Below are 17042 nucleotides of genomic sequence, written 5' to 3' on the forward strand. Positions count from 1 at the left end.
TTAATTATGTAGTCTTATTTTAATGATGATCCTTTTCCTGCAATAGATAAACATACAGCTTTGGTAATTTAGGATCATCCTGTACGATAGCATTACGTGGATATTTACGTAGCTCTTTATACATGGCAAAATCGCCTACAGCTCCAGCTATTAACACCGCCCCTATCAATATTAAAACAGTACTGTTAAGATAAAACCCAACAATGGTTGGAAGTACTCCAGTCGTCCAGAATGGCAGTAATAAAGCTTTTTTCATAGCATGGTTGGGGAGAGGTTGCTCAGTAGTTGCATAGGCAATACCTTGCTCTAAATTTATGCCATATTTTAAAGCTTTAAAGGGAACTCTGCCAAAAATCATAAAGCCAATTAAATGAAAAGCCTCGTGTAGGATAATAAAAATTATATACAGCACAACAAATAGTGCTGTGCCACCAATCATCTTCCAAAAAGAAAAATGGAAATCTTTAAAGCAAATATATTGAATGGCAATAAATAATATGACAAGACCACTTGTAATCACAAAATTGTCGATCATTAACTTCTTTAAATCTAATTCGATAACGATAGGCTCCTTATCGTTGGTTAACATGAAGGCACTCCTTTCATAGATAATGAAATATACTGCCATTATATAACGAATTATTAGTTTGTGACTTGAAAGACATGTACCTATATGTTACAATTCATTGATGTGAGTAATAATTAATTACTTGCTCCTTGCTCCCTTAATTAGGAGAGCCTAAGTCCATAAGGAGGTGTAAACAGATGAGAAAATACGAATTAATGTACATCGTACGTCCGAACATTGAAGACGAAGCGAAGAAAGCTTTAGTTGAACGTTTCAACGAAATGTTAACTTCTAACGGTGCAGAAGTCATCGAATCAAAAGAGTGGGGCAAACGCCGCTTAGCTTATGAAATTCAAGACTTCCGCGAAGGTTACTACCAAATCGTAAAAGTAAACGCTACTTCAGATGCAATCAACGAGTATACACGTCTTGCTAACATCAGCGAAGACATCATTCGCCACATTGCAGTTCGCGAAGAAGCTTAATAATTAATTTTTTACAAAACGCTGAAAAGGAGGTTGTATTCTGATGATTAACCGTGTCGTATTAGTTGGAAGACTAACAAAAGATCCTGAGCTACGTTATACACCGAATGGAGTTGCGTCTACAAGATTTACAGTAGCTGTAAACCGTGCATTCTCAAATCAACAAGGTGAACGCGAAGCTGATTTCATTAGCTGTGTTGCTTGGCGTAAACAGGCTGAAAACCTAGCGAACTTCATGCGAAAAGGAAGTTTAATTGGGGTAGAAGGTCGTATCCAGACAGGCAGTTATGAAGGACAAGATGGTAAGCGAGTATACACAACAGATGTCGTGGCGGATAGCGTACAGTTTTTAGAACCCCGTAATGGTAGCGGTGCTCCTGCTCCTCAATATGGTGGACAAACTTACGGTAATAACCAACCGTCATATGGCGGTGGTCAACCACAACAACAGTTTAGTGGCGCTATGCCAGGGCAGGGTTCCTATGGCGGCGATTCGTATCAGCAAAATCAACCACCTATGAATCAGCCGAATTATACACGTGTAGATGAGGATCCATTTGCGAATAGCAAAGGGCCAATAGAAGTATCTGAGGATGATCTTCCATTCTAATGCTTCTAAATGATAAAAAAAGATAAGGAGGAGACACACTATGGCACCACGTCGCGGAGGCCGCAAACGCCGTAAAGTTTGCTACTTCACTGCTAATAACATTACGCATATCGACTATAAAGATGTAGATTTATTAAAAAAATTCATCTCTGAGCGCGGTAAAATTTTACCACGTCGCGTAACTGGCACTAGCGCTAAGTACCAACGTAAATTAACTTCAGCTATCAAAGTATCTCGTATCATGGGATTACTTCCATTCGTAGCAGAAGATAAATAAGATTGATGACGTTAAGGTAACTGACCTTACATCAATTTTAACTACCAGCATATTACGATATTCGTATCGGTATGCTGGTTTTTTGTTATGGTTAAAAAGAAAATTATCAGCTAGTTAGGTAAAAGTTCGAATTAAAATTGAAAAAATAATGACAATGTACATAGTGATCTAAGTGATTTTTGTTCAATACTATGAAAAAATGGTACAATAAAGGGTAGTAAGTTTGACTGAAAAAAAGGAAGGTTTTCAATGCCGAATAATCAAACAAAAGCGCTTGTACAAGGCTCAATGATGGTTGCACTTTTTACAATTTTGATGCTAATTTCTGCATATGTACCATTCATCTTTATAGTAGCTTTATTATTCGCTCCACTACCGATTGCTTGGTATAGCGCAAATTACAAGCGTTCCACATCAATACTCGTAGCAATAGTAGGCTGTATCCTAACCACTATAACGAGTGGAATATCCATGCTGCCATTTGCCTTTATTTTAGGGCTAGTAGGTGTCGTTATGGGTAACGCCATTTATTTGAAGAAGAGTAAGCTTTATTTATTTATGTCAACGGGGATTGCTAATCTCCTTTCGATGGCAATTGTTTATGTTGCTTATGTAAAGCTTTCAGGGATTGACTTCATAAGCATGAGTTTAGAGATGGCACGTAAAAATTATGAGCAATCTAATGAATTTGCGAAGAATGTAACAGGCCAAGTAGCCATTAATCCAGAGCAGCTTGAGGCAATGTTTAAAACAATTGAACTGACTATGCCTGCAACGATAACAATCTCAGCATTTTTTGCTGCATTTATTATCATTACAGTCAATTTACCAGCTCTAAAACGACTAGGGGTAGATGTTCCAAAATTTGCTCCATTCCAAAATATGAGATTACCACGCTCTATTTTATGGTATTACATGATCATTTTATGTATTAATTTATTCATGCGTCCTGAGGCTGGCTCTACGCTAGATATTATTGTATTAAATGTTTCTTATATTTTATGGTTGTTACTGATTTTACAAGGAATATCTTTTATCCATTATTTTATCTCTAAAAAGGGGATGCCAAATGGAGTTAAATGGGTAGCAACTTTATTAGCAATTCCATTATCATCCTTTATGATCTTACTCGGTATTGTTGATTTAGGTTTTGACGTACGTTCACTTGTAAAGGGGAAGACTAAAGAATAAGGGGCTGATTGTAATGGGGACATTTAGAAAACGACCAATTCGCTATCCGCTTTTTGTTCTTTCCATATTTGGAACTGTGACGTTCGTGCTTCTATGTATTTGGAATATCGGGATAGGTATCGGTTATGGTGTAGGTTTTGTTTTACTGATGGCCTACACATGGAAAGTAGAGAAGATAGCTTTTGAGGAAACAGAAAAGCACATTGAATCTATCTCCTTCCGTATGAAAAAAGTAGGGGAAGAGGCACTGCTTGAAATGCCAATTGGGATACTGCTGGTTAATGAGCAGTATGAAATCGAATGGTCTAATCCATATATGCAAGGCATTTTAAATATGGAATCATTAGTTGGAGAAGGTATTGTAAATATATCTGATGACATCTATGTATTAATGAAGACCGAGGAGACTAATGAGGCGACGATTACACTACGTGATCGGAAATATCGTGTTTATTATAAAAAAGAGGAACGACTACTGTATTTCTTTGATATAACTGAACAGATTGCCATTGAAAAGCAATACTATGCAGACCGTACAGTAATCGCTATATTGTTTGTCGATAATTACGATGAAATCACGCAAGCCATGGACGATCAACCACGTAGTTTAACCAACACAATGGTTACTTCAATTGTCAATGAATGGGCTGCAGAGCATGGTGTATTTGTCAAACGAATATCATCAGATCGTTTCTTAGCAGTCTTAAATGAATCCATTTTAACGGAGCTAGAAAAGAAAAAATTTGCTATATTAGATACCATTCGAGAAAAAACAGCTCAAAAGAATTTATCATTAACATTAAGTATTGGTGTAGGAGCTGGATCATCCTCATTAGTGGAGCTTGGTGAGTTGGCACAATCCAGTCTTGATCTTGTATTAGGACGGGGTGGAGACCAAGTAGCGATAAAGCAACCTACTGGAAAACTTAAATTCTATGGTGGAAAAACAAATCCAGTCGAAAAACGTACACGTGTTAGAGCGCGCGTTATTTCACATGCATTACGCGATTTAATTCAAGACAGTGACCAAGTGTTTGTTATGGGACATAAAAATCCTGACATGGACTCCATTGGTGCTTCTGTAGGTGTACGGAAAATGGCACAAATGAATGATGTAAAGGGTTATGTCATTATCAATTTTGATGAATTAAATGGTAGCGTTACACGATTAATGAATGAAATAGAGAGTAAATCAGATTTCTATGAAAATTTCCTTACACCAGAGGAAGCCGCTGGTAAAATGACTGAGAAATCGTTGCTCGTTATTGTTGATACACATAAGCCGAATTTAGTAATTGATGCACACCTATTGAAATTAGCTGAAAAGGTGGTTGTAATCGACCATCATCGTCGAAGTGAGGACTTTATCGAAAATCCTACACTCGTTTATATGGAGCCATATGCGTCATCCACAGCAGAGCTAGTGACAGAGTTACTAGAATATCAGCCGAAGCGTGCAAAAATTAATATGCTAGAAGCTACTGCATTACTAGCGGGTATTATCGTTGATACCAAAAGCTTTACACTTCGAACAGGAGCACGTACATTTGAAGCAGCTTCTTACTTACGAACAAATGGTGCCGATACAGTATTGGTCCAACGTCTCTTGAAGGAGGACGTGGACACATATATAGAGCGCTCCAAAATTGTGCAAACAGTTAAGTTCGTAAAACCAGGAGTAGCTGTTGCTGTAGGTGAGGAATCAAAAGTGTATGACTCTGTCTTAATTGCGCAAACAGCCGATATATTACTAACGATGAAGGATGTTAGTGCATCCTTTGTCATTGCACATCGGGCAGATGGCAAAATTGGTATAAGTGCACGATCACTTGGCGAGGTCAATGTACAGCTAATTATGGAGAGGCTTGGCGGCGGTGGACATTTAACGAATGCTGCCTGCCAAATAGATGCTAAATCCATCGATGGTGTGAAAAAACATTTAGAAGAGGCCATAAATGAGGTCTTTGAAGGGAGTTCTGACTAATGAAAGTAGTATTTTTAAAAGACGTTAAAGGAAAAGGAAAAAAAGGTGAAATTAAAAACGTAGCTGATGGCTATGCACAAAATTTCTTAATCAAGAATGGCTATGCAGCGGAAGCAAATGCGCAAGCTTTAAGCCAAATAGAGGGGCAAAAGAAATTAGAGGCCAAAAATGCTGCTGCCGAATTAGCTGAAGCACAAGCATTAAAGGAAAAAGTAGAAGCACTAACAGTTGAGCTAAAAGCAAAATCAGGTGATGGTGGCCGCTTATTTGGCTCAGTATCTACAAAGCAAATTGCTGATGCATTACAAAAAGTGCACGGCATTAAAATTGACAAACGTAAAATGACTTTACCTGATGGGATTCGTTCACTTGGCTTTACAAATGTTCCTGTAAAACTACATCATGAAGTATCAGCAACGTTAAAAGTACATGTAACGGAAGAATAAGGAGCGACAATCCATGAGTGAACCGATGATGGACCGCGTTCCACCGCATAACCGGGAGGCGGAGCAATCGGTTATCGGTGCTATCTTCCTTGAGCCACAGGCATTAATAACAGCATCAGAAATTTTATTGGCAGATGATTTTTATTTAAATGCCCATAAGAAAATTTTCGAAACGATGTTGCGCTTGAGTGATCAAGGAAAAGCGATAGATGTTGTAACAGTTACAGAAGAATTATCAGCTAAAAAAGAGATTGAGGACGTTGGCGGGCTTTCTTATTTACTAGAGCTCGCCAATGCTGTCCCTACAGCTGCCAATGTCGCTCATTATGCCAAAATCGTTGAGGAAAAGGCCCTCTTACGTCGATTGATTCGAGTGGCTACGAAAATTGTCGAGGACGGCTATACCCGTGAAGACGAAGTAGAGGCATTATTAGGCGAGGCAGAGAAGAAAATGATGGAGGTTGCCAATCGAAAGAATGCAGGTGACTTTAAGCATGTTAAAGATGTGCTAGTGGAAACTTTCGATAATATTGAGCAACTGCAATCACAAAAGGGAGAAGTAACAGGTATCCCGACTGGTTTCCGTGATTTAGATAACATTACTGCAGGCTTTCAACGCAATGATTTAATCATTGTTGCTGCTCGTCCATCTGTAGGGAAAACAGCCTTTGCATTGAATGTTGCGCAAAGTGTTGCTGTACAAGCTCGTGAAAATGTTGCAATCTTTTCTTTAGAGATGGGTGCAGAGCAACTGGTCATGCGTATGCTTTGTGCAGAAGGAAATATAGATGCACAAGTTTTACGTACAGGTGCTTTAACTACAGAAGATTGGGGTAAACTAACTATGGCAATGGGTAGTTTATCGAATTCAGGGATTTTTATTGATGATACTCCAGGTGTACGTATCAATGAAATCCGTGCAAAATGTCGTCGTTTAGCTCAGGAGAATGGACTAGGAATGATCTTAATTGATTATTTACAGTTGATTCAGGGGAGCGGCAAGCCAGGAGAAAACCGTCAGCAAGAGGTATCAGAGATTTCCCGTTCTTTAAAGGGATTAGCCCGTGAATTAAAGGTACCTGTTATTGCGTTATCACAGTTATCTCGTGGTGTTGAGCAACGACAAGATAAACGGCCAATGATGAGTGACTTACGTGAATCGGGAAGTATTGAGCAAGATGCTGATATTGTTGCGTTTTTATACCGTGATGATTATTACGATAAAGAATCTGAGAATAAAAATATGATCGAAATTATCATTGCGAAACAACGTAATGGTCCAACAGGAACTGTTACATTGGCCTTTAAAAAAGAATTCAATAAATTCATTAATGTGGATTGGTCACAAATGCCACCTCCACCGCCACGTGATTAGTCAAGTTACTCGTCATTCAGATAAGTTGCCTATTAGTAATGAAATATTACCCTTAGATTAAATTAATCTGAATGTTCGATAATATTCATACCATTCTGTTATTAAACACGAACGTTGAATCAGATTTTTTGATTTTATGTTCGTGTTTTTTCGCTATTTTTTATTGACGAGTTGTTTCTATCATTGTTACAATAATTGAGGCTTGAAAATTGAGATACAAAGGTATCTAACGGAGGTGCTGATTATGACATCAGTAGTAGTTGTAGGAACACAGTGGGGAGACGAAGGAAAAGGTAAAATTACAGATTTCCTTTCGCACAAAGCCGATGCCATCGCTCGTTTTGCCGGTGGAGATAATGCAGGACATACCATTAAAATTGATGGTGAAACTTATAAATTACATTTAATTCCATCAGGGATCTTCTATAAAGATAAAACTTCAGTAATTGGTAATGGATTAGTTGTGAATCCAAAATCATTAGTAACAGAGCTTAAAGGTTTACAAGAGCGTGGTATTAATACAGATAATCTACGTATTTCTAATCGTGCACATGTGATTTTGCCTTATCATATTAAACAAGATATTGCGGATGAAGAAAGTCGTGGAGACAATAAAATCGGCACAACTTGTAAAGGTATTGGACCTTGTTATCAAGATAAAGTAGCACGTATTGGGATCCGTATGGCTGACTTACTTGATAAGGAAATCTTTGAGGAAAAACTACGTCATAATTTAGCCATTAAAAATAAGTTATTTGAGAAATTCTATGAAGTTGAAGGCGTAACATTCGAAGAAATTTTCGAGGAATACTATGGTTACGGACAAGAAATTGCTAAGTATGTTACGGACACGTCTAAAATTTTGAACGATGTCCTTGATGAGGGCGGTAAAGTGCTATTCGAAGGTGCACAAGGAATTTTACTTGATGTCGATCAAGGTACGTATCCATATGTAACATCTTCAAATCCTGTTGCTGGGGGAGTAGCGATTGGTGCAGGTGTTGGGCCATCACGCGTAACAAGCGTTATTGGTGTATCTAAGGCCTATACATCTCGAGTAGGAGATGGACCATTCCCAACGGAGTTGTTCGATGAAGTAGGCCAACAAATTCGTGAGGTTGGTCGCGAATATGGTACAACAACAGGTCGTCCACGTCGTGTAGGCTGGTTCGACACAGTCGTTGTTCGTCACTCACGCCGTGTAAGTGGCATTACTCATCTTGCTCTTAACTCTATCGATGTTTTATCGGGCTTAGAAACAGTAAAAATTTGTACAGCCTATAACTATAAAGGTGAAACAATCACAGAGTATCCAGCAAACCTTCATATTATTGAACAATGTGAGCCGATTTATGAGGAGCTTCCAGGCTGGTCTGAAGATGTAACAAGCTGCAGAACTTTAGAAGAGCTACCTGAAAATGCACGCCGCTATGTGGAGCGTATCAGCGAACTAACGGGCATTCAAATTGCTACTTTCTCTGTTGGACCTGCACGTGAGCAAACAAACGTGTTAGTGGACGTTTGGGAAGCATAATAAAATAAAATGAAAGGGCGTGCCAAATGCGGCATGCCCTTTTTTAGTGAATATCTTTCTTCTTAAAGCGACCACCTTTTACCTCGGCGATATTACCGATGGCTAGAAAAGCATTGTCATCTATTTCAGCGACGATTGTTTTCAATTTAGATTCTTCTAAACGAGTAATAACGGTAAATATGACTTTCTTGTCATTCCCCGTATAAGCTCCCTCTCCGTGAAGGAAAGTAACGCCACGACCAAGTCGATCCATAATCGTTTGTCCAATTTCATCAATGTCATCACTTATGATATAAACCGATTTAGATTCTTCCAATCCTTGAATAACAATATCAATCATTTTATAGGCAATATAGTATGCAATGATGGAGTACATGGCTTGCTCCCAATTAAAAATAAATCCTGCCACCGTAAAAATAATGATATTGAAGAACATGATGATTTCTCCAACTGAAAAAGGTGTTTTGCTATTAGCTAAAATAGCTAATATTTCAGTTCCATCCAATGAACCTCCATAACGAATGACAATTCCGACACCAACTCCTAAAATCATTCCTCCAAAGACTGTTGCCAATAATGTGTCTTCCGTAAATGGATGGATATTATGTAAGGCGAGTGTTGAAAATGAGAGTACGGTAATACCTAGACCTGTGGACAATGCAAAGGTTTTACCAATTTGTTTATAGCCTAAAAAAATAAAAGGTAAGTTTAAAATGAAGATGAAAATACCAAGGGGTAATTTTAATAAATGAGATGTGATAATGGAAACACCTACGATGCCACCATCCATAATGTGGTTGGGTACTAAAAACAGTTCCAAGCCCAATGCCATTATAATCGCGCCTAGCGAAACCATAATAATTCTTGCAAAAACTTTACGTATGCTATTTTTCTGAGGTCTCAACATCTTTGTTGTGATCTCAGAGGTTTGTGAATCACTCAATTTAATCGCTCCAATCAAATAGTGTACCTTCTATATATATTTTATCGGAATATTAAAAAAGTAAAAAGTATTAAGTCAAAATTCACTTGAAAAAATTTGAGAATAGTATACCGATGATAGTTAAATTGAATTTTAAGAACCAATATATGAATAAAATTACAGTATTTATAAACTATATAAAATATATTCTATGTAACAATAAGTAGATAAATAATACATTTACATTACAAAAGAGTGAAATCGTTCAAACGTCATTTTCTTTATGGTACATTATAGGGGTGCAAAAAATCCTTGTGGGTAAATCATCCTACAGTAGGGTAAAGTTGGAAGGGGCTTTATTGATGAATTCGTTTTGGAAAAGAAAAGAAGAAAACAATAGATTCACCTACAATTTTTCTTCTTTTAAAAAGGCTTCAATCATTGTAGTTTTAATGACAAGCCTAACGATTAACATGGGATTTGCTAAGGAATATAACAAAGAAAACTTAAATAAAATTTACCACGTATATGTGGGGAATGAATATATTGGTGCAGTATCTGATGAGAAAGCAATTCAAGAAATAATTGCATCAAAAGAAAAAGTGGCAAGTCAGCAATTCAAAGGTTTATCCATTGATGCTAGCTCAGCTGTTAAAATAATCCCAGAACAAGTATTTACAAATGAAACAAAAGATGCAGAAACATTATCAAAACTTAAGCAATCTTTAGTGGCCAAATCAGATGCCTTTACATTATTAGTAAATCACAAACCAGTAGTATCACTAAAGAATACGGAAGCTTATGAGAAAACTGTTCAAATGTTAAAGCTACAATATGTTTCTCAGCAAGAATTAGATAACTTATCAAAACGCCAAGCTAGCAATAATCTACCAGAATTAAAAGATGGTGAGTCTAGACTTCTAAATGTTTCCTTTAAACAAGGAGTTTCAGGGTTATCACAAAAAGTGACACCCACTGATATATTATCACCTGAGCAAGCCGTGAAGTTTTTAATGACAGGCTATCTTGAGCAAGAAACATATAAAATTGAATCAGGAGACGTGTTAGGGTCAGTTGCTAAAAAACATAATTTAACAACAAGTGAACTACTAGCTCTAAATCCGGATATCACAGTAGATACAGTTTTACAAATTGGACAAGAATTAAATGTTACTGTGGCAAAGCCATTTGTGACACTTGAAGTAAAAAAGGAAAAGAAAGTTGCGGAAGTCATTCCGTTTAAAAAAGTAATTGAAGAAGATCCTACTATGTATAAAGGTGAAAAGGTCATCAAGCAAGAAGGTGTTAATGGAAAAAAAGAAACAACTTATGCATTAACATCTGAAAATGGTACACAGACATCAAAAGTTGCCTTAGAGGAAAAAATACTTCAACAACCAGTAGATGAAATTGAAGTAGTTGGTACAAAGGTTATTTCTTCACGTGGAACTGGAGAATTTGCATGGCCAGCAGTCGGGGGCTATATTTCAAGTGGTATGGGTGAACGTTGGGGAGCCTTCCATCGTGGTATTGATATCGCTCGACCAAGTAACTATAATATTTTAGCTGCTGATAATGGTGTAGTTGTTGCTGCTGGCACTTCTGGCACCTATGGTAATCGTATTGTTATTAATCACAATAATGGTTTTACAACACTTTATGGACATTTATCTTCAATTAATGTTGAAGTCGGACAAGTAGTGGAAAAAGGTTCTGTGATTGGTATTATGGGTTCCACTGGAAATTCGACAGGTACACATTTGCACTTTGAAGTTGAAAAGAACGGTTCATTAGAAAATCCGTTATCTTATGTAGGCCGATAAAACATGTTGAATAGAAGGCAGTCCGAATAATGGACTGTCTTTTTCTATTATTTCCCGAGAAATAATTGTTGAATTACATCGCTTTTTGTCACAGTATTAGAGGGATTGAATATCGATTAATGCATAGAATCCGAAAGCATGATAGAGTTAAGAGTAGTGAATTTACAAATACACATTGTTTAAGAATAGATAAGAAGCGAAAGGGAGAGTATGTATGAATAAAACAATTTTAGTTGTTGATGATGAGAAACCAATCGCAGATATTTTGCAATTTAATTTAATAAAAGAAGGCTATAAAGTTATTTGTGCTTATGATGGTGATGAGGCATTAAAGAAAGTAGAGGAAGAGCAACCAGATTTAATGCTTTTAGATATTATGCTGCCAAAGCGTGATGGGATGGAAGTTTGTAGAGAAGTACGTAAAAAATATGATTTTCCGATTATTATGCTAACAGCTAAAGGCTCTGAAATTGATAAAGTATTAGGATTAGAGATGGGTGCAGATGATTATGTCACAAAGCCATTTAGTACAAGAGAGCTGATTGCACGTGTAAAGGCCAATATGCGCCGTTTACAAGTAGTCGCTCCAGCAGCAGAAGAGGCTGAGGAGGAGTCGAATGAGATTGTCGTAGGTTCGCTTGTTATTCAACCAGATGCTTATTTAGTAATGAAGCGTGATGAAGCAATTGAATTGACACATCGAGAATTTGAGTTACTTCATTATTTAGGGAAACATATTGGACAAGTAATGACACGGGAGCACCTCCTACAAACAGTATGGGGCTATGATTACTTTGGTGATGTACGAACTGTTGATGTAACAATTCGCCGTTTACGTGAAAAAATTGAGGATAATCCTAGTCATCCCGCTTGGATTGTCACACGACGTGGTGTAGGTTATTATTTACGAAATCCTGAACAGGAGTAATAGGAATGCAGAAAGTGAGCTTCTTTAAATCCATTCATGTCAAACTAGTGCTGATTTATATTTTATTAATATTGCTTGCTTTACAAATTATCGGTATCTATTTCGCTCGTGAATTAGAAAGAAATTTGAAGAGCAACTTCCAAGATTCCATTTTTCAGCGAGTTGACTTGATGCAATATAGTCTTCGTGAGGAAATTTTAAAGGAACGCGATGAAAGCATGCCTAAACTAGAGGAGAGCCTAAAGTCAATTGTTATGGAGTTTTCTACTGGTTTAAGGGATGTTTCAAATGGTGATATTTTAGAAATTCGTGTCATTGACGATAGACAAAGAATACTTGCAACATCTGAGCTTGAAAACCAGAATTTAATAGGTCAGCGCTCTAATACTGATCTTGTACGTCGAGCGATCTCTGCCGAAACACTGTTTGATATTATTAAGCTGGACAATAAGACGAGAAATCGTGTGTGGGTTTTAGCGAATCCCATTCGTGCGGGTGCAGGACCAGATGATGAAATCATTGGTGTACTCTATATTGAAGCCAATATTGAATCAGTTTTTGAACAAATGAATGATATTAATCAGATTTTCCTTGGTGGTACGGCAATGTCCTTGGTCATTACCATCTTCTTAGGTATTCTTGTGGCAAGAACGATTACACAGCCTATTGCTGATATGCGAAAGCAGGCTCAGGCAATGGCGAAGGGGAACTATTCTCGAAAGGTACGTGTATATGGTACAGATGAAATCGGCCAGCTAGCCATTACCTTTAATCATCTAACCAACCGTTTGCAGGAAGCACAATCGACCACAGAAGCTGAACGTCGAAAGCTAGATTCAGTTCTGAGTAATATGACAGATGGTGTAATTGCAACAGATCGTAAGGGACGTATTATTCTCATCAATGACCCTGCATTGGAATTACTGCATATTTCAAGAGATATTACATTAGGGCGTCCTATCGCCTCTGTATTGGGGATTGATCAGGAATATAGTTTTGAAGACTTAATTCATATGAATGATGCCGTGAATTTAAACTTCAGTACAGCAGATGCTCCCTATATACTTCGTGCTAATTTCTCTGTTATTCAAAAAGAAACAGGCTTTATTAATGGTCTGATTACTGTTTTGCACGATATAACAGAGCAAGAAAAGATTGAAATGGATCGTCGGGAATTCGTATCGAATGTATCACATGAGTTAAGAACGCCATTAACAACAATGCGTAGTTATTTAGAGGCACTTGCAGATGGTGCATGGAAAGATGAAAATATTGCTCCTACGTTTTTAAATGTGACACAAACCGAAACAGAGCGTATGATTCGTCTAGTAAATGATTTACTGCAGTTATCAAGAATGGATAGTTCAGATTACGAGTTGAATAAAGATATTGTCTTATTTAATTCATTCTTTAACCGCATTATAGACCGATTTGAAATGTCTAAGTCTGACAAGGTACATTTTGAACGATTATTCCCTGAAACCTCCTTTTATGTAGAAATTGATACGGATAAAATCACACAAGTTATTGATAATATCATTTCCAATGCTATTAAATATTCTCCAGATGGTGGCAATATTCGCTTCGGCTTTACGGGACAGGATGACATGTTGAAAGTCATGATTTCAGATGATGGCATGGGTATTCCTAAAGAAAATGTAGGCCGTATTTTTGATCGCTTCTATCGTGTGGATCGTGCACGCGCTCGTTCCATGGGGGGAACAGGCTTGGGACTAGCTATTGCGCGGGAAATGATTGAAGCACACGGCGGTAAGATTTGGGCTGAAAGTGAAGAAGGACAGGGTACAACAATTTTCTTCACATTACCATATGATGCAGATGAATTTGGTGAGGCAGGTGAGTGGGAATGAAATATATAGAGCCAGTTAAATCTGTTGTATTATTTCTACTTGTTATGCTGAGTGTGATTTTAACTTTTTTAATTTGGACCTATACACCTGATTATAAATATATTGAAAAAACAGAGGGAGAGGAAATTTTAATTAAGCCGCAAAAGGATATGGAGGATATTATTCGACCATACAAGGCTATTTTCCGTTCTGAAGAAGAGTTTACAGGCACAGTGTCTAATGCAGCTATGAAAGACATGATGAAAGTATTTAAAGGCTGGAATGTTTTAGATTTGGTGCCTGTAAACAATAATCTTTCTGCAAACTATGTGAATCAAATTATTGGCGCTGATCATCGAATGACAATATTTTTTACAGGAGAGATTCCATTTTCAGCTTTTAACACAACCTTTCAGTTCACTGATAAGGAATTACCAGAAACAACGTTCAATCGTATGATTATAGATTGGAGTAATTACAATAGCAAAGAATTGATGTTGTATTACATTAGTGGTAATAACCAATCATTATTCCGCTCACATGTCAGTGTGCCAAACATGAATCAATTTATACAGGAAGTCATAGAGCCTGCCAAAAAATATGAGGTTTTTAAAGAAGTAGAAAGAGAAGGCCATACATCTCTTTATTTGGCGAACAGTAATATTGAATCTGTAAAATATACGTATTTTATTGAGGATATTACGCCAGAACTATTTAAAAATGTATTATTCCCAGATCCAAATATTGTGCAGCGGAATGTGGAAAGTGCATCCTCTGAAAAATATACAGATGGTATGTCGTTAATGACCTTAGAAACAAATCTTAAATCATTAAACTATGTTTATCCTGCTGCAGAAAGTAGTATTAGAGTCGAGCCATCCAAGCTTTTAAAGGATAGCTTTGAATTTATTAATGAGCATGGAGGATTTACCGCAGATTTCCGCTATGCTTCATCCAATACCAATAAAAATCAAATAGATTATCAAATGTATTTGCAAGGTTTCCCTGTCTATAGCAATCATGTCATTACACGAATGACAACGATTTGGGGAGATAGTCGAATTTTCCATTATAAGCGCCCATACTTCTCATTGGATATGGATATATCATTGGAGAAAGAAATCAAAGAGTTAGCATCAGGTGCGGAAATCGCAGAGAGATTAAAAAGCGCTAACAGTATTCCTCTGTCTGATATCGATGAAATCGTCTTAGGCTATTATTTAACACAAAATCAAGAACAGAATATATTTATATTTGAACCTTGTTGGTTTGTTATTCGTAATGGTACATGGACTAAACTGACTCCTGAAGTATTAGGAGGTGTTAAAAATGGATTGGAATAGAACAAAATCTATTTTTATATTCGTTTTTTTAATACTGAACATCTTCTTGTATTCACTTTATGTCAATCGCTATAATGAAGCAAAAGATATTGAGGTACCAGGTGAAAGAACAATAGAAGCTCGTTTAAAGGATGATAATATTACGTATGGCACGTTACCAAATAATATTGAATCTGCTTCGTATATGACAGCTCAAGTGCATAAATTCACACCAGCCGAATTTAATAATAGTAACCAGCAAGTTAAATTTAAGGATGATAATAATACAAAGGCTCGTGTTATCTTTATGAGGCCTGTTAAATTACGTAATGTAAGTGATGACGCAAGCTTTACAGATTTTGTCCTAGCAAACATCATTGAAGGTGCATCTTATGCTTTATGGAAAATAGACCGCGAAGAACGAGTCGCAATTTTTTTCCAAAAGACAAACAATCGAATGTTCTATTATAGTGGTTCATTAAAAATAAAATGGAATGCTAATAACGAAGTAACAATGTATGAGCAAACAATGATTGATAATATTGAAGAAATGGAACAGCAGGAAACAGTTATTCCTCCACTTCAAATTATTCAAACTTTGTATGCAAAGGGACCGCTCAAGCCAGATTCTCGCATTACACAAATGAAACTAGGTTACTCAACGCTTGTTAAATTGACACGTACTCAGGTATTGGTGCCAACATGGGAAGTTCAAGTGAAATTATCTGATGGGACAAAAGAGGAGTACTTTGTGAATGCAGTAGAAGGTAAAGTCATCGAAATCCAGGAGGACAAGCAAGAGAGCGAAGAAGAAGACTGGGGAGTTGAATAATGCGATTTAGTGTTTTAGCAAGTGGCAGTACAGGGAATTCGATTTATGTAGAGAATGACGATCATGCTTTTATCGTTGATGCGGGTCTTAGTGGGAAAAAGATGGAGCAGTTATTTACAAAAATCGACCGTAATATGAAGCAGCTCAGTGGTATCTTTGTTACACATGAGCATAGTGATCATATTAAAGGAATTGGTGTACTGGCACGGAAATATAATGTACCAATTTACGCAAATGCCAAAACGTGGCAGGCAATGGATGGGCTTATTGGGGACATTCCTGTAGAGCAACGTTTTGAATTTGAAATGGATACAGTGAAGCATTTTGGTTCTTTAGCTGTTGAATCCTTTGCTGTTTCACACGATGCAGCAGATCCAATGTTCTATACTTTTCATGAAAATGATCGCAAGCTTGTTATTATTACAGATACAGGCTATGTCAGTGATCGTATGAAAGGAATTATTCGAGGCGCTGATTCTTTTGTCTTTGAAAGTAATCATGATGTCAATATGCTGCAAATGGGACGCTATCCTTGGTCTATTAAACGTCGTATTTTAAGTGATGTAGGACATGTGTCTAATGAGGATGCAGCAATTGCAATGAGTGAGGTTGTATTTGATAAGACGACCAATATTTATCTTTCACATTTAAGTAAAGATAATAATATGAAAGAGCTAGCACGTATGAGTGTCGCACAAACCTTACAATCTTGTGGCATCCTTGTTGGTGAGCATGTTCATCTATTTGATACGGATGCAGAAGAACCAACAAAATTGGTGACGGTTTAATCATAGGCTATTTAGACAAAATTTGAAGCTGTTCAACGCATAAAAAAATGCATTGAGCAGCTTTTTTTATGCCTATTTTATTTGTTTTTCATCTGATTTTAATGTTT

General features: G+C 37.0%; 16 protein-coding genes. 14 read left to right on the forward strand and 2 right to left on the reverse strand.

Annotated features, from left to right (window positions below; genetic code table 11):
• Positions 1 to 19 precede the first annotated feature (19 nt).
• Entirely contained in the window at positions 20 to 589 is a 570-nt protein-coding gene (locus C7B89_RS04380) for a DUF3267 domain-containing protein (protein ID WP_103119041.1), read from the reverse strand.
• A gap of 176 nt (positions 590 to 765) precedes the next feature.
• On the opposite strand from C7B89_RS04380, the gene rpsF reads away from it, so the two are divergent.
• The 8 genes from rpsF to C7B89_RS04420 all read left to right on the forward strand — a co-directional run bounded on the left by rpsF (position 766) and on the right by C7B89_RS04420 (position 8470).
• Positions 766 to 1053, forward strand: coding sequence for a 30S ribosomal protein S6 (gene rpsF, locus C7B89_RS04385; protein WP_016992320.1), 288 nt, complete (start codon positions 766 to 768; stop codon positions 1051 to 1053).
• Between the two features lie 43 nt (positions 1054 to 1096).
• The gene (gene ssb / locus C7B89_RS04390; RefSeq protein WP_054548816.1) at positions 1097 to 1663 is read left to right on the forward strand and encodes a single-stranded DNA-binding protein; all 567 of its coding nucleotides are present in this window, start codon (positions 1097 to 1099) and stop codon (positions 1661 to 1663) included.
• Between the two features lie 40 nt (positions 1664 to 1703).
• Positions 1704 to 1940 carry a 30S ribosomal protein S18 gene (gene rpsR / locus C7B89_RS04395; protein WP_012296211.1) on the forward strand — a complete coding sequence of 79 codons (237 nt, stop codon included), beginning with the start codon at positions 1704 to 1706 and terminating at the stop codon, positions 1938 to 1940.
• Positions 1941 to 2189: 249 nt separating this feature from the next.
• On the forward strand, positions 2190 to 3131 hold the full coding sequence (locus C7B89_RS04400; RefSeq protein ID WP_048395235.1) for a YybS family protein: 942 nt from the start codon (positions 2190 to 2192) through the stop codon (positions 3129 to 3131).
• Between the two features lie 13 nt (positions 3132 to 3144).
• A complete protein-coding gene (locus C7B89_RS04405; protein WP_004233367.1) occupies positions 3145 to 5115 on the forward strand; it encodes a DHH family phosphoesterase in 1971 nt (656 codons plus the stop codon).
• Positions 5115 to 5561 (forward strand): 50S ribosomal protein L9, encoded by a 447-nt coding sequence (rplI, locus tag C7B89_RS04410; RefSeq protein WP_004233368.1) that lies wholly within the window; start codon positions 5115 to 5117, stop codon positions 5559 to 5561. The genes C7B89_RS04405 and rplI overlap by 1 nt, the downstream gene beginning before the upstream one ends.
• A gap of 13 nt (positions 5562 to 5574) precedes the next feature.
• On the forward strand, positions 5575 to 6936 hold the full coding sequence (gene dnaB, locus C7B89_RS04415) for a replicative DNA helicase (RefSeq protein WP_004233370.1): 1362 nt from the start codon (positions 5575 to 5577) through the stop codon (positions 6934 to 6936).
• A 244-nt stretch (positions 6937 to 7180) separates the two neighbouring features.
• Positions 7181 to 8470, forward strand: coding sequence for an adenylosuccinate synthase (locus C7B89_RS04420; RefSeq protein ID WP_004233375.1), 1290 nt, complete (start codon positions 7181 to 7183; stop codon positions 8468 to 8470).
• Between the two features lie 43 nt (positions 8471 to 8513).
• Here C7B89_RS04420 and C7B89_RS04425 read toward each other — a convergent pair whose 3' ends face one another.
• A complete protein-coding gene (locus C7B89_RS04425) occupies positions 8514 to 9377 on the reverse strand; it encodes a YitT family protein (RefSeq protein ID WP_181574674.1) in 864 nt (287 codons plus the stop codon).
• A gap of 377 nt (positions 9378 to 9754) precedes the next feature.
• Between C7B89_RS04425 and C7B89_RS04430 the strand changes: the two genes are divergently transcribed.
• From C7B89_RS04430 to C7B89_RS04455, 6 genes are all read left to right on the forward strand, one after another.
• Positions 9755 to 11215 (forward strand): peptidoglycan DD-metalloendopeptidase family protein, encoded by a 1461-nt coding sequence (locus C7B89_RS04430; protein WP_066038354.1) that lies wholly within the window; start codon positions 9755 to 9757, stop codon positions 11213 to 11215.
• Between the two features lie 214 nt (positions 11216 to 11429).
• A complete protein-coding gene (yycF, locus tag C7B89_RS04435) occupies positions 11430 to 12143 on the forward strand; it encodes a response regulator YycF (RefSeq protein ID WP_036077923.1) in 714 nt (237 codons plus the stop codon).
• A 5-nt stretch (positions 12144 to 12148) separates the two neighbouring features.
• Positions 12149 to 14014 carry a cell wall metabolism sensor histidine kinase WalK gene (walK, locus tag C7B89_RS04440; protein WP_048395245.1) on the forward strand — a complete coding sequence of 622 codons (1866 nt, stop codon included), beginning with the start codon at positions 12149 to 12151 and terminating at the stop codon, positions 14012 to 14014.
• Positions 14011 to 15336, forward strand: coding sequence for a YycH family regulatory protein (locus tag C7B89_RS04445; protein ID WP_115673217.1), 1326 nt, complete (start codon positions 14011 to 14013; stop codon positions 15334 to 15336). The genes walK and C7B89_RS04445 overlap by 4 nt, the downstream gene beginning before the upstream one ends.
• On the forward strand, positions 15323 to 16147 hold the full coding sequence (locus C7B89_RS04450; RefSeq protein WP_048395249.1) for a two-component system regulatory protein YycI: 825 nt from the start codon (positions 15323 to 15325) through the stop codon (positions 16145 to 16147). The genes C7B89_RS04445 and C7B89_RS04450 overlap by 14 nt, the downstream gene beginning before the upstream one ends.
• Positions 16147 to 16935, forward strand: coding sequence for an MBL fold metallo-hydrolase (locus C7B89_RS04455; protein WP_048395252.1), 789 nt, complete (start codon positions 16147 to 16149; stop codon positions 16933 to 16935). Before C7B89_RS04450 ends, C7B89_RS04455 begins: the two co-directional genes overlap by 1 nt.
• The last annotated feature ends 107 nt before the right edge of the window (positions 16936 to 17042 follow it).

The sequence above is a fragment of the Lysinibacillus capsici genome (genome assembly GCF_003367505.1).
GTDB classification, from domain to species: domain Bacteria; phylum Bacillota; class Bacilli; order Bacillales_A; family Planococcaceae; genus Lysinibacillus; species Lysinibacillus capsici.

What these genes read in the sequence shown, in the direction of transcription:
- C7B89_RS04455 (WP_048395252.1), top strand. Translation starts at nt 16,147, where the DNA reads ATGCGATTTAGTGTTTTAGCAAGTGGCAGTACAGGGAATTCGATTTAT.
- C7B89_RS04445 (WP_115673217.1), top strand. Translation starts at nt 14,011, where the DNA reads ATGAAATATATAGAGCCAGTTAAATCTGTTGTATTATTTCTACTTGTT.
- yycF (WP_036077923.1), top strand. Translation starts at nt 11,430, where the DNA reads ATGAATAAAACAATTTTAGTTGTTGATGATGAGAAACCAATCGCAGAT.
- C7B89_RS04380 (WP_103119041.1), bottom strand. Translation starts at nt 589, where the DNA reads ATGTTAACCAACGATAAGGAGCCTATCGTTATCGAATTAGATTTAAAG.
- rpsF (WP_016992320.1), top strand. Translation starts at nt 766, where the DNA reads ATGAGAAAATACGAATTAATGTACATCGTACGTCCGAACATTGAAGAC.
- C7B89_RS04405 (WP_004233367.1), top strand. Translation starts at nt 3,145, where the DNA reads ATGGGGACATTTAGAAAACGACCAATTCGCTATCCGCTTTTTGTTCTT.
- C7B89_RS04430 (WP_066038354.1), top strand. Translation starts at nt 9,755, where the DNA reads ATGAATTCGTTTTGGAAAAGAAAAGAAGAAAACAATAGATTCACCTAC.
- dnaB (WP_004233370.1), top strand. Translation starts at nt 5,575, where the DNA reads ATGAGTGAACCGATGATGGACCGCGTTCCACCGCATAACCGGGAGGCG.
- C7B89_RS04400 (WP_048395235.1), top strand. Translation starts at nt 2,190, where the DNA reads ATGCCGAATAATCAAACAAAAGCGCTTGTACAAGGCTCAATGATGGTT.
- C7B89_RS04420 (WP_004233375.1), top strand. Translation starts at nt 7,181, where the DNA reads ATGACATCAGTAGTAGTTGTAGGAACACAGTGGGGAGACGAAGGAAAA.
- ssb (WP_054548816.1), top strand. Translation starts at nt 1,097, where the DNA reads ATGATTAACCGTGTCGTATTAGTTGGAAGACTAACAAAAGATCCTGAG.
- C7B89_RS04450 (WP_048395249.1), top strand. Translation starts at nt 15,323, where the DNA reads ATGGATTGGAATAGAACAAAATCTATTTTTATATTCGTTTTTTTAATA.
- C7B89_RS04425 (WP_181574674.1), bottom strand. Translation starts at nt 9,377, where the DNA reads ATGTTGAGACCTCAGAAAAATAGCATACGTAAAGTTTTTGCAAGAATT.
- rplI (WP_004233368.1), top strand. Translation starts at nt 5,115, where the DNA reads ATGAAAGTAGTATTTTTAAAAGACGTTAAAGGAAAAGGAAAAAAAGGT.
- rpsR (WP_012296211.1), top strand. Translation starts at nt 1,704, where the DNA reads ATGGCACCACGTCGCGGAGGCCGCAAACGCCGTAAAGTTTGCTACTTC.
- walK (WP_048395245.1), top strand. Translation starts at nt 12,149, where the DNA reads ATGCAGAAAGTGAGCTTCTTTAAATCCATTCATGTCAAACTAGTGCTG.